Consider the following 12,968-nt stretch of genomic DNA (forward strand, 5'->3'; position numbering starts at 1 on the left):
GGTCGATTCCTATCACTCTTAGCTGTTCCATAAACCACCTCCCGCGAAGAAACTGAAGTTTCAGTGTAAGGGAGGGGTGTCCATTTCATTAGCTTATTAGTGTGCGTGCGCGTTTATCCTGGGATACTCTTTCGAGCTTCCCTTTGTAACTTATTGAAAATATTGAAGAATCTTCCATAACTCAAATGTCCCTTCAAGAAAAACGCGCACGCCTGTTATTTCGGCAATCCTGCGCACATAAACTTGTAAACCAAGTTTGCAAGTCTTTGATTCGATTGAAGTTTACGTTACCCCGCTCCGACAAAACGCGCAAGCACGAAAATAAAGCGTGCCAGATTTTCTTGAAATTCGCAAATCATACTGTATGTTTAACCAGTACATCTTTACATTTGGAGGCCAGGATGGCTAAGAGCAAATTTCTGACAGAAGTGCGCGAGTTCATGCGGCTGCATGGGTACAGTATTCGTACTGAACATACGTATATCTATTGGATCAGGTTCTATATCCGCTTCCATCGGTTGCAACACCCATCAACCCTTGGGCCTGAGCATGTCGTCATGTTCCTCAGCTTTCTTGCTAACCGCCGGGACGTCGCAATCAATACTCAAAAGGTTGCCTTGAATGCCTTGGCCTTCCTTTATAACAAATACCTTAACCAGCCATTGGGGGATATTGGCTTCACGTTCGCTACCCGCCCCCGGCACCTGCCTACTGTGCTGTCCTCAGCCGAAGTGGGGAAATTGCTCGACGTGTGTAATGAGCGAGACCGCTTAATTTTTTCTCTACTGTTTGGATCAGGGCTACGTATCACTGAGTGTTTACGGTTGCGGATCAAAGATTTCGACTTTTCAAGAGGTACGCTGACGGTATTCGATGGGAAGGGGGCTAAAGATCGGGTAACTATCCTTCCGCAAAGCTTAAAGCCTGTCTGTCATGAGTTTTTTGAAATGGCCATCGCTTTGCAAAAGGAAGATAACAAACGTGGGGTTGGCCCTTCACTACCTGGCGCACTGGGTAAGAAGTATCCGTCTGCGCATTTGCAACCTGCATGGATGTTCGTTTTCCCATCTACGACTGTATGCAGCCATCCCTATACCAAAGTACTTTGCCGCCATCATTTGCACGATTCCGTGCCCCGCAAAGCGTTAAAGCAGGCAGTCATCAGTGCCGGGCTGACGTCGAAACGAATATCCTGCCACACCTTCCGTCATAGCTTTACTACTGAGCTGTTACACAGCGGCCGTGACATTCGTACAGTTCAGGAGTTGTTGGGGCATAGCGATGTAGCAACGACCCAAATCTATACGCATGTTATAGGGCAGCACTTTGCCGGGACCTCCAGCCCGTTGGATCTTCTGGGCTGAGATGTTTCGCGCAAGCTTCGCGTTGCGCTCCTACAAAGGCGTTTTGTCGGTATACTCTCGGGTACGTTTTGATCTGTGCTGAGTTTGTTATGACACCTCCTGATATGAAAAATCCGATTCACCTGTTGGCCTTTGGCCTGGGCTCTGGCCTGGCCAAGAAGGCTCCTGGTACCTGGGGCACTCTCGCCGCTTTGCCTGTGTGGTGGTTTTTATTGCAGGGTGTACCGACCTTACCGTATATCGGCGTATTGCTCGCAGGTTTCGCATTTGGTGTGGTCATATGTGAGATCACGTCCCGGGATATGGGTGTGCATGACTTTGGCGGTATCGTCTGGGACGAATGGATCGGGGTTTGGATTACGCTGTTGTGGCTACCGATGTCGGGCAATTTAGACACCGATTTGCTGTGGCTGGCGTATGCGTTTGCTTTGTTCCGCTTCTTTGACATTATTAAGCCGTGGCCAATCAAATGGCTCGATGCCAAGGTCCACGGTGGCTTCGGTATTATGATCGACGATGTAATCGCCGGTATTTTCGGCCTTGTGGTCGTGCAGTTAACGGCTGCTCTGCTCTGATTCTGGTTTTGATTCGGATTTAGAAAAGGACTTTCGGTATGCGAGCGGCGTTGTACCGCTCCAGCGCCGGAATGACCGTGTAAAGGTTCCTTGATCCCGGTACCCCAGAAGCAAGGCAATATCGAGCAGCGACAGTCCTTTATCCTGCAAATATTGACGCGCGAGCTGTTCTCTTGTGCTATCCAGCAGGCCTTTCCAGGTCAGGTTCTTTACTCCCAATCGTCGCTGCAGCGTTCTCACTGAACAATGTAATTTTTTTGCCAGCGCTTCGATGTTGGCTTCCCCTTCTGGAAGCATTTTTACCAGCTGAGCTTGTACCTGGCGTTCAAACTCGTTGGTGTCATTTTCGGGCAGTGCGCGCAACATAGCCGCGGCCTGTGCTTCCAGTAGCTCTCTGAGGCCGGGCTCTCGCTGAAGTAAAGGGAGCTTAAGCACCGCATGTGGGAACTCTATCCCAGTCGCCTCTGCCCCCATCTCGACATCACAACCGAAATATTCCTGCAGAGCCATTTGATGAGCAGGTGTTGATTCATGGCAGAAGCTGACTTTAGTCAGTGCAAGCGGCAGAGACTCATCGACCTGATTACGGATAAAGTGAACCAACGCAATAATCGCGACTTCTTCCGCTTCGGCTCGTGGAGGGTCTGGCTTCCAGTAAATGCCTGCTGAATGCGCGCTGACCTTAGGCTTCGCCAGGGGCATACCGTAAAAGAGTGTCTCGTAACGCTGATAGGTCACAAGTGCCTGACCAAGCGTGTCGCAAGCCGTTATCAGGTAACCCAGTACGCCGACGTGTCGAGGGGTTACATGCGTCGCTACTGCGATGCTGCTGTGCTTGAGATCAGGTCGTAAATCAAAGGCTTCGGTCAGCATCTCCTGCCACCGCTCAAGCGGGACAATATCGGTAGGCGCATACGCTGCTATGGTCGCCCGGAGGCTGGGTGCCGCCAATTGAACATTATCCATCCAGTCAATGAGCAAGCGCACCCAACTGCCGTTAACCCGAACTGCTATCCCCACCCTGAACTCCTGCTCATTTTGATGGCATATAAATATGGCATGAATTGCTAAAAACTTGGCACGAAAGTGAAATTCATAATAGCAGTGTCCGTTTACATTAGCGCTTATGTCAATCTATTGAGGATATATCGATGGGCGATTTCACTTCTGAGTTCTTTAACGCACTGATATTTATTGTGCTCGCCGGCCCCGTGTTCGTTGGCGTCATATTGGCTGAGCGCTATGTTCTGATTCGACAGGGCAAAGCAGATGCTTATCACCTGCCAGAATCAATCGCGAATATCGGCACCGGGCTGCTGTACAAAACCGGTGACGCGCTCTTTTTAATTGTTGTTGGAAGTGCGGTTTATATAGCCATCAGTAGCGTCGGTATCAACTGGAGTTCGGGCAGCGGAGTCGTCGATTTTCTGATTTTGTTCGTCATGGTCGACTTCACCTTTTATTGGGTGCATCGCTTTATGCATAGGGTACGCTACGGCTGGGCGGGTCACTGGGTACACCACAGTTCAGAACGCTACAATTTTTCAACCGCGTTGCGACAGACGCCTGTGGTTTCTTTTAATGGCATCATGCTTGTGTCTCTGTTTCCGCCAGCGCTTTTAGGCTTCTCGCTCGAACATGCGGTGATCGCGCTTGAGCTTAATCTGTTTATTCAGTTTTTTGTGCATACCGAGACAATTAATCGTTTACCTCGCTGGCTTGAATTTATTTTTAATACGCCGTCGCACCATCGTGTGCATCATGGCAGCAAGCCTAAACAGATCGATACGAACTTTGGTGGTGTATTTATTATCTGGGATCGTCTGTTCGGCAGCTTTGTTGATGAAAGCGATGCCGGTGAGATTCGCTATGGCGTCACCAACCGTCCAGCAGAGACCTTGAACCCGGTGAAACTGGTATTCATTGAATTCGTCAGCATGTGCCAGGATGTCGCCAAATATCGGGATCTTCGCATCATCTGGAAACATCCCGACTGGGTTAACGAGCGATATCCCCATTCAGGCCAAACCTGCGAAGATCAGGTCCATGGTCACCCTAACGGGTGATTGTGAACCCTGAGTCATGATCCTGAGATCATTTAGTGGTATGTTCTTTGGCGACGTATTCTGGGGTATGAGGAGCTTCCCATGACACAATCCGTATTTCCTGTTGCTTCGGTAGTTGCCGACGACACTCAAGATTTTCTTAAACAGTCAGACCCAGTCGCTTACGCCGTGTGGCGCCTTGCAGACGGCAGCCGCTCAATTGAAACGCTGGCCGGTGATGCTGGCATTTCTGTTAAAGAATGCTGGGCAGCTCTTGATCGCCTTGCCGATCAGAATGCACTATCTGAGCGAGTGGCCCCACCGTCTGCCACGCCGCACCCAGCACTGCTGAATCGCCGTGAAGCCATGAGTAAGGTGATGATGGGTGCCTTAGGCGCGACCGCACTGATGAATGCCCCTCAGGTATTTGCAAACACAGATATTTCTGTGGGCACAAACCCAGCAGCCGATACGGATGCAGCAGAACTGAAGCGACCAATGGAACAACGCCGCAAGCAAGCTTCTGAGCAGCAGCGTAAGGTCGTCGAGAAACGCAAAGCGTCGGAGCAGGATCAAAAAGCAGGCCAGCAAAAAGTCGTTGAGCAGCGTAAAAAGCAGGCGACTAAACAAGCCACTGAAAAACGCAGCAAAGCAGCTCAGCAGCGCGAGGCAGCCGTAGAGCAAAAGGCGAAACGCGCTCAGCAGGAATCTAAGCGCAAAGCGGTACAGTAATAAACTGCCGTGCTTAACCGGCCAGCTGCTCTTTGAGCCGCTGGCCTTTTTGTTTCAGATGACGAACTAAATGGTCGGCAACATCCAGATTAATTGAGTGCTTAGGATGAGCAAAATAGCAGGGAAAGTTCACTTCCAGAACGTACTCCCGTCCTGAGGCGTGCACCAGCACATCAACACCACCAAATTCCAGCCCCAGCACCGCGCAGGCATCAATCGCCAGCTTTTTCGCAGACTCAGGGGCAGGTGTCGTAAAACACTCTTTCTTGTCTTCATCGACGCAGGTTCTGAAGTCCCCCTCTTGAGGGATGTTCTGATAGGCAGCAGCGATTTCACCATTCACCACCAGCATACGCCAGTGTTCTGCCGGTTCGACGCATGCCATCAAGTGAACGTACTGGCCGTGTGCGCTTTCAAGTGCATCAGCAACAGAATAAAAGGTTGGCCAATTATCGACACGAACGACACCAACGCCCAATGACTTGCCAGGAACCTTAAAGATAACAGGAAGGCCTCCCAGCGCTGCAACCCGGCGCTTAAGTTCTTCGCGGTCGGTAGTCATTGCATGGAAAGTACGGGGCGTTTCGATGCCATTACGAGCAAGGAATAGTGTCTGGTTATCCCAGATCAGAAAAGCCCCCAGAGCATCGCAATAGCAGGTCGCCACACCCGGATGCACAAGCTGCTGCTCAATCACACAAGACTCGTGAGTAATGGCAACCCGGTAGAGAAGGTCACCATGATTAAGTACAGGAGGCTCAACATGGTCGAACAACGCTGGCTCGATAATAATCGGCTCAAGCTCGTGAGCATGAGCCGCCGCAACCAGCTGTTCAGTCAGGTCTTCTTCCGGCTCATCAGAGATGATGATGAGGCGAGACCGTCCATGTGAATTCATCGGGTGCTGTTGTAGCGACTGGTTAGCATAGATTTAACGCTCGTCATGTTGTACTGCAACACTTGCTTCACCATGCCATTTCGAAGCGTCACGAGTTCCTTCACCTGAGCTTCGGACATATTCTCTACGTATGGAAACTTCACTGAAAACTGTAGAACGTAGACACCTTCACCTGTCTGACCACTTTCAATTCGATAGACGTCATACTCCATGTACTCTTTGTCTGCGGGCCAGGTAAGAAAATCGAGAACTACTTCTGTCCCTTCGTCATTGCCCGTCAAATTATACTTGGCTTGGGGGTTCGAGTTTTGAAGGCTGGATACGATTACAGTGGCGACACTCTTCGGCCTGTCTCCAACGGAGGGATTGCGATACAGGGTATAAGTAACTGCGGTTGTCCAGTCCTCAAAAGTCTCTGTGTCTCGTATATATCGGTAGACCAGCACCCCTGCCTCGGTATCTACCCGAGCAACTTTACTGTAAGTTTCACCGCCCATAACAGGCACCACTTCATTTGGCTTTAAACCTTCGGCATTCGCGGTGTAAGCCGTCAGTAGCGCAGCTAGCGCCACACCTGTGCGAAGCAAGGAAGCAACTCTTAATTTCATATAACCACCATCAATAAAAGACACCTGTAAGACTACCGCCCGAACCTTTAAGCTTCAACGTCCGTAAGCGCCTGTTTAACGCCTGAGTATCCGGGCAAGCACGCCCAGATTAAGTAAGCTGGCAAGGGAACCAGCAACATAAGTCATAGCCGCAGCCGTGAGAATATGGCGCGCAGAGGCCATGTCCGCAGAGCTTAGATACTGCCCCTCTTCGAGCATGGGCAGTGCTTTACCAAAACTGGCATCCCATTCAACGGGCAAGGTCACCAGGTTTACCAGCACTCCAATAAGCATGGAGCCAACCGCTGCGATGAGTGTCCAGCGGGAAAGCGCAGGGTTAATCCAGATAAGCAAGGGCGTCGCCGCCAGAAAGATAGGGGCCGCCTTACTGACAATCCAACTCAAACGAGCAAGGCCACCACGCAAAGTGAACATGCTTTCTTTGCTGTGATGTTGAATCGCATGCCCTACTTCATGAGCCGCCACGACAACGCCGGTCAGTGTGCGCCCTTCGAACTTATCCTGGGTCAGACGTACTGCTCTGTCCTGAGGGTCGTAATGATCACCGTGTTCGGTAACCTCGACTTTAACATCATCAATATTGAGCTTCCGGAGTAGGTGCCTCGCCATATCTGCACCATTACCCGGAAAGTCGCTACGCTCCTGACTGTGTTTTTTGAGTACAGATTTAACCCACAGACCAGGCAGGTACATGATCGCCATAACAATTGCGATGAGAACCAGGTACAACATTACGTCCTCTCTGATGAGATCTTAGGACGAGCTATTTTATGCTCGTTTAATAATTGAGTACCACGCAGCACAATGTCACTCTGAAATGCTTTCTCGTAGCGCACATCAAGAACGTACGCTTTAACACGCAGGCGAATTGCCAGCATATGAGCGACTTCGAGTTCTTCAACAACGAATGAAACCGGCTTTTTGAGATAGGCGTAGCGACTCGTGACCACGACCTCTTCAAGAAGTTTACGCGCCCGAGGGATATCCGCGTCCAAGGCCAGATGGAAATCGGTCACCACCATCATGTCCAGTTCGCCAGCGTTACCAGACGACACGACGTCAGTAATAAAACGGGAGTTAGGTATGGTGACGAGATTATCGTCCAGCGTGACTAAACGCACAGTGCGCAGCCCGATAGATACAATTTCACCGTAGGTATCACCAAAATTAACCCGATCGCCAACCCTGAATGGGCGATCGAACAATAATAAAATACCCGCAACCAGCGAGGCCGCAATGTCTTTTAATGCAAAACCTAAGGCGACAGCGACTGAACCAGCCGCAGCAAATATCAGCTCTTTAGGAGGCTGTAATACACCGATTAATAAACCGACCGTACCGAAAATATAAAGAGCAAAACTTAGTAACGTCGAAATCTGAAGAATGAAGAATCGCCGCGCAGGGATTTTCTCCATCAACCGGTTACTGACATTATTCAGAGTTTTAGCTAATGCCCAAAGTGCAACACCGCCTGAAAATAGCAGGAAGATAGCGTAAAAGTTAAAAATGCCTGCAACACTCAGCAGGCCATCAACAAGACCACTGGTATCATTCATGTAACATATTCATCCTGTTAAGAATACTGACAACGGTGTGGTACCAGAGCGCGGTTATCCGATAGCGCCCGTCCTCTCCTTTTTCGACGATTTCATCTTCCAACGTCGCCTTAAGTGAGAAACGGACGACATTTTCAGAGAGATTTGTCACCCGCATAATTTCCGCTGTATTCAGTGTGCCGTGTGTCACGATGGCCGCCAGAATAAACGACTGATTTGAGCCCGACTTTTCGATCCTGCTCCCGGAAGGTATACGAGGTACCCTCACGGTCACTTCATTCCGCCGGGTCGTAACAGACTCCTGCCAAAGGCGTAACGCTGTAACAGGAACACCTCGACTCGCATCCCACAACAGGCTGAAGTACCTCTGTTCGGCATTGCGTAATGAATTATTAGCCGGCGCCCGCGTATCCATTAAAACATCGTCATACCGAAGACGGTAACCGCTTTGCTGATTACGCGATAAAATCAAAGAACGGATTTCAGCCTGAGTCCAGCGCTTAACCCGAACGACATTGCGCATCTGATAATCGCGGCCAAATACATTACAGAGATAGGCCCAGCTCTGGTTATTCATGACAATCATCCAGAACAGGTTTCCAGCACGAGCATTCGTCAGGCTGAGCAGCGCCTGCCAGGCATCGAGAGCCCCGACATCAGCAAGGAACAGGTTCTCGGCGTTGTTAAGAACCAGGACAGTCGGCTCAAGTGCTTCATTGGCGTTAGCCAAAGCGACGGGCCCATCCGCGAGATCGACGCCGATCTGCTCGCCCACCAGCCCAAACAGAGTATTTGCATCCAGCGTTCGCGCCGGGATATCCAGCATCGAAATGCGAACTTCCTGGCTGCCAGCTGCAATTTCCTTGCAGAAGCGCTTCACCGCCGATTTTTTGCCGATACCCGGCTCGCCCGTCATCAGTAGGACATTGTCATCACCGCGATCAGCAATCCAGGCAATGTAGTACCGCTGAAAGACATCACTCAGTCCGGTGTTGATGATCGGATACTCGGCCTCACCATAGCTCTCAAACCAGCGCAGATAGTTCTCATCGGTACACTCTGCGACTTCGGCTTCTTCTGCGTCTTCCTGCAACTGATTCCGCATCCGGAACCATCGTGCGCTCAGGCGCTGATACCATGCGAACTCCCCCAGCAACTGCTCAAGGAAAGCACGAAAGAACAACACCAGGTTTAGCGGAATCAGCAGAGGCAACAAGAAAACGGTTATGCGCCCCGCCGCCAGCGGCTCGATAACCGGGTCGAAACGCTCAGGTGTCAGTCGCTTGAGATTAATCACCAGAGGTTCGCGATAGAAGTTCAGCAGGTAACTCAGCATCAACCAACTGAACAACCAGACCAATGCTCCGATCAGGTGACTCACTGCCGTACTTTGCAGCAGATATTCGGACAAGGTAATCACTACCCAAGGCAGCAGTAAAAGCGACGTCACCGAATGGGAACGACGCTCCAGAAGCTCAGTCGTCTCGCTATTGAGATAGCTGCCAGCGCCCTGACAGGCGCTGAGAAGAAACCACTCCAGAGACAGATTCACCAATACATAAATCACGTACACGGCGTAGAGCAGTGGTAGAGCACCGCCCGGCCCTGCTTCTGATGACGGGAATACAGGGACGATCATCGCTCCCCAGAGAAGTAGCAACCAGGGTACCAACGGCGTGATACTGGTAACAAACCGGGTCAGTGCGCGCAGCCCCTTGTGTTTTATGTCGCCCGATACCAGTTGATTATGCAGCCCGCGGAGGTATCCGGTGAGCCAGGCAGCAAACCAGCGCGACAGCGATCGCAGAGGCAGCAGCAGCAGGAGAGGGAGGCCCGTCCGTGCGATGATGCTGATTTCTTCGCCACTCGGCATGCCTTGTAGTAACAGTGTCCAGGCTCCCAGAACGCCAGCTATCACTGACTGAAGCTCGCCCCACTCACGCTCCAGCAGAGATACAACTGCAGTCCGGTCGACTGCGGCCCACACACTTAACGGCGCAAACAACAGGGTAAAAAATGTGGTCTTATGTAGTGTCATACTCTTCCTGAATAACAGGCTGGCAAAGGAAACGCCACCTGACGCCTATTAGCGGCTACTACGGCCGTGTCGTCAACCGGGGTTACGCAAAGAAACACCCTGTTCCGCTCATAGATTAGGCAATAAGAGTACCTGCTGATAGAATACGCGCCCTGTTTTACTCAGAGGGTAAGCCCCTTGAACATCAATTTCGTCGCCTCATGTAAGCTGCCAACACCCTTCGGTGTGTTTACCATGCATGGTTTTGAGGAAGCAGAAACAGGGAAAGAACATATTGCACTGACCATGGGCACGCTGGATGACGGCGAGCCGGTTCTGTTACGCGCGCATTCCGAGTGCCTGACGGGTGACGCGCTTTTCAGCATGCGCTGTGACTGCGGTTACCAACTGGAAGAAGCACTCCGCTCCGTGTCTGAGGCCGGACGTGGCGTTGTTCTGTATCTGCGACAGGAAGGTCGTGGTATCGGGCTTCTGAACAAAGTGAAAGCTTATAATCTGCAGGACCAGGGTGCGGATACCGTAGAAGCGAACGAGCAACTTGGTTTCGGCGCTGACATGCGCAATTACGGCATGTGCCAGCCGATGCTGGAGCATCTGGGTATTACCTCCATTCGCCTGATGACCAACAATCCGCGTAAAGTGAAAGCTCTGGGTGATGCTGGTGTCACGATCAAAGAGCGGGTTGCCATTGAAGTTGGCCGTAATCCGCACAACAATGGCTATCTGAACACAAAAGCCAGCAAGCTTGGGCATTACCTGTCGACTCATCAGGACGACGAGCCGGAAGCTTAATCATCTGCGCCGCAGGCTAGTCTTCATCCTGCGGCGGTTTCCTCACATGCACAAATATTTCGTGCCCCTCGAACTGACGCATCAGTGCCTGAAGTTTGGCAACATGCCGCTCAGTCAGCTGAGTACCTGTTGAAAGCAGTACCGCACCGCCGGGGCTGACCAGATTGCCCGCGAGAATCATGCCTTCTTTAACATCCGCGATATTCAGACGCTCCATACTGGAGATAGCGCCACCATCGTAGGTTTCCAGTGTTTCAGCAAAGACATCCACCAGCTCGCGGTCATAGCGTTGGCCGGCAAGTTTCAGAAGATATACCCGTGCATCCTTCTCGCTGAGAGGTTCTCCCAAAAAGTTACTTTCGCGCTGTAGCTCTGCATAGTCGCAAACGATGCGCAGAATCCGTGATGACTTGGGAATGGCATCCCCTGCCAGACGATCGGGAAAACCTTTACCGTTATAAAGCTCCATGTGCGAGCGAATAATGTTGGCGGCATTCTGCAGCGGCTCAAGCAGCATCAGTGAGGTCTGGCCGTTGATGGTAAAGCGCGCGTATTCCTGCTTTTCAGCGTTACTCATCTGCGGAATCGCTTTATTCAGAACCGAATCTGACAATGACATTTTACCGAGATTTTTTAGCAATGCTGCGTAGTAGGTGTCATTAATCTGAGCTTCATCCAAACCCGCATTTTTTGCGAATGAACGAACCAGTTCAGCGAATCTTTCGGTCGAGCCTTTTTCCATACCCAAGCGATCTTCCATGCTGCCCACAAGAATATGCACCATGGCATCAAACTCGTGGCGCAGTGTTTTGTAGGCATCCTGTAGCTTTGCTTCCGCTTCACCCACCGCATCTGAAGAGGCTTCATATTTCGCCTGAAGCTCACGATTGAGACGCGCCAGCTCGTCATTCTGCTCGACGATGTGCGCGCTCAGACGTTGGTTCGCTGACTTCAGCTCTTTTGATTCAAGCGCTTCCGCGACCATATCCCTGAGCTGATCATTGTCCCAGGGCTTAGAGATATAACGATAGATGTTGCCTTCATTTACCGCCTTAATGGCTGAATCCAGATCAGAATACCCGGTAAGCAGAACCCGGATCATGGCCGGATATTGTTCAAAGCAGGACTTCAGCAGCTCAGCGCCGGACATACCAGGCATACGCATGTCCGAAATAATCATATCGAAGGAATCAGTTTCGAGAATGCTGAGTGCTTCTTCACCGCCATTTGCCAGCACGACATCGTAATGACGGTAGAACAGACGCTTTAACGCCTGCAGTACCCCCTGCTCATCATCGACCAGCAGTAACCGGCCACTTTTCTCCCGGCCTGTGGTTTCAATTGACATGGTCTTTCTCTCCATTGCGAACGGGTAGCGCCAGAGTGAAACGGGTGCCTTCACCCTCGCGACTATCTACTGAGATAGTCCCCTGATGCTCTTCTATTAATTTGTAGCACAAGGCCAGACCGATGCCCGTGCCTTTACCTTCTGCGCGGGTCGTGAAAAATGGCTCAAATATATGGGCCTGCACTTCCGGGGACATTCCGCACCCGCTGTCTGAAATTTCAGTATAGAAGATATCCCCGCGATGGTACTGACGGACACTGACGGTACCCGTCTCCTCTCCAATAGCATGCAATGCATTAATCATCATATTCATGATCACCTGTGCGAAGCGTGACGGGTGACATAGCATCAGTGGAGGGGTAATCAGATCCAGCTCAAGATTTACATTCGCAGGTAGCCTGCTGCGAATAATGTTAAAGACCGCCTGCAGATCTGTATTGATATCAGCAACCTGCATACTGGCGTCACCGCGACGGCTCAGCGTCTGCATGTCAGCCACGATACGTTCGATGTGGGCGATGCCTTCAAGGCAATCTTTCAGGCGCTCCGGCGCGCCCTTACACACCTCAGCAACATCGAGATTGTGATAGGCAGACAATGCCTTCTGGTAAAACGGGTTACGTATTTCAAGATGGTCGGAAGCTGAATCAAGAACACTGATGAAAGCGTTATAGGCCTCAATATCTTCATTCAGACCATGCAGATTGCTGTGGATGTAGGCGAGTGGATTGTTGATTTCGTGACCGATACCAGCCGCGGCCTCGCCTAACGTGGCAAGGCGCTCAGCCGAGAGGGCCTGAATTTCTATCCGCGCCTCGGCTCGTTTGCGACACCAGGCAGACACTCGCCAGATAACCAACGCGGAGAAGAGCACCAGTGCCGCACTCGCTATCGGAGATAAAGGACCAAACAATGCGGAAACAGCGTAGCCACACAAGGTCACGATTATCAGTGCAGAAATAGCGGTAAACTGGCGTCGCAGCGGCATGAG

General features: G+C 51.1%; 13 protein-coding genes. 5 read left to right on the top strand and 8 right to left on the bottom strand.

What is annotated here, in order from left to right:
• Positions 1-401: 401 nt before the first annotated feature.
• Positions 402-1,364, top strand: a complete 963-nt coding sequence (locus BW941_RS16220) for an integron integrase (protein ID WP_076517847.1) — start codon at positions 402-404, stop codon at positions 1,362-1,364.
• A gap of 89 nt (positions 1,365-1,453) precedes the next feature.
• Positions 1,454-1,939: a phosphatidylglycerophosphatase A family protein gene (locus BW941_RS16225; protein ID WP_076517848.1), complete on the top strand. Its 486-nt coding sequence runs from the start codon at positions 1,454-1,456 to the stop codon at positions 1,937-1,939.
• On the opposite strand, the gene BW941_RS16230 is transcribed toward BW941_RS16225, so the two are convergent.
• Complete coding sequence (locus tag BW941_RS16230; RefSeq protein ID WP_084189087.1) at positions 1,919-2,959, bottom strand: AraC family transcriptional regulator; 1,041 nt, start codon at positions 2,957-2,959, stop codon at positions 1,919-1,921. The two genes, BW941_RS16225 and BW941_RS16230, sit on opposite strands and share 21 nt — an antisense overlap.
• A gap of 131 nt (positions 2,960-3,090) precedes the next feature.
• On the opposite strand from BW941_RS16230, the gene BW941_RS16235 reads away from it, so the two are divergent.
• Positions 3,091-4,005, top strand: a complete 915-nt coding sequence (locus tag BW941_RS16235; RefSeq protein WP_076517850.1) for a sterol desaturase family protein — start codon at positions 3,091-3,093, stop codon at positions 4,003-4,005.
• An 81-nt stretch (positions 4,006-4,086) separates the two neighbouring features.
• Positions 4,087-4,716: a hypothetical protein gene (locus BW941_RS16240; RefSeq protein ID WP_076517852.1), complete on the top strand. Its 630-nt coding sequence runs from the start codon at positions 4,087-4,089 to the stop codon at positions 4,714-4,716.
• A 13-nt stretch (positions 4,717-4,729) separates the two neighbouring features.
• Here the strand turns inward: BW941_RS16240 and BW941_RS16245 are convergent, their stop codons facing one another.
• Genes BW941_RS16245 through BW941_RS16265 form a run of 5 tightly spaced genes read right to left on the bottom strand, consistent with a single transcriptional unit; the run spans position 4,730 to position 9,837 of the window.
• Positions 4,730-5,614, bottom strand: coding sequence for an ATP-grasp domain-containing protein (locus BW941_RS16245; protein WP_076517854.1), 885 nt, complete (start codon positions 5,612-5,614; stop codon positions 4,730-4,732).
• Positions 5,611-6,246, bottom strand: coding sequence for an HI_0983 family protein (locus tag BW941_RS16250; RefSeq protein WP_139325878.1), 636 nt, complete (start codon positions 6,244-6,246; stop codon positions 5,611-5,613). The genes BW941_RS16245 and BW941_RS16250 overlap by 4 nt, the downstream gene beginning before the upstream one ends.
• Positions 6,247-6,297: 51 nt before the next feature.
• On the bottom strand, positions 6,298-6,975 hold the full coding sequence (locus tag BW941_RS16255; RefSeq protein ID WP_175607922.1) for a zinc metallopeptidase: 678 nt from the start codon (positions 6,973-6,975) through the stop codon (positions 6,298-6,300).
• Positions 6,975-7,799 (bottom strand): mechanosensitive ion channel family protein, encoded by an 825-nt coding sequence (locus BW941_RS16260; RefSeq protein ID WP_076517857.1) that lies wholly within the window; start codon positions 7,797-7,799, stop codon positions 6,975-6,977. The genes BW941_RS16255 and BW941_RS16260 overlap by 1 nt, the downstream gene beginning before the upstream one ends.
• A complete protein-coding gene (locus BW941_RS16265) occupies positions 7,792-9,837 on the bottom strand; it encodes a hypothetical protein (protein ID WP_076517859.1) in 2,046 nt (681 codons plus the stop codon). The genes BW941_RS16260 and BW941_RS16265 overlap by 8 nt, the downstream gene beginning before the upstream one ends.
• A gap of 177 nt (positions 9,838-10,014) precedes the next feature.
• Between BW941_RS16265 and ribA the strand changes: the two genes are divergently transcribed.
• On the top strand, positions 10,015-10,629 hold the full coding sequence (gene ribA / locus BW941_RS16270) for a GTP cyclohydrolase II (RefSeq protein WP_076517861.1): 615 nt from the start codon (positions 10,015-10,017) through the stop codon (positions 10,627-10,629).
• Between the two features lie 16 nt (positions 10,630-10,645).
• On the opposite strand, the gene nosR is transcribed toward ribA, so the two are convergent.
• Together nosR and BW941_RS18065 are read right to left on the bottom strand one after the other, a co-directional pair.
• Positions 10,646-11,977, bottom strand: coding sequence for a response regulator c-di-GMP phosphodiesterase, NosR family (gene nosR / locus BW941_RS16275; RefSeq protein ID WP_076517863.1), 1,332 nt, complete (start codon positions 11,975-11,977; stop codon positions 10,646-10,648).
• Entirely contained in the window at positions 11,967-12,965 is a 999-nt protein-coding gene (locus tag BW941_RS18065; RefSeq protein WP_076517865.1) for a sensor histidine kinase, read from the bottom strand. Before BW941_RS18065 ends, nosR begins: the two co-directional genes overlap by 11 nt.
• Between the last annotated feature and the right edge of the window lie 3 nt (positions 12,966-12,968).

The organism is Thalassolituus maritimus (assembly GCF_900156675.1).
Classification (GTDB): Bacteria; Pseudomonadota; Gammaproteobacteria; order Pseudomonadales; family Oceanobacteraceae; genus Thalassolituus; species Thalassolituus maritimus.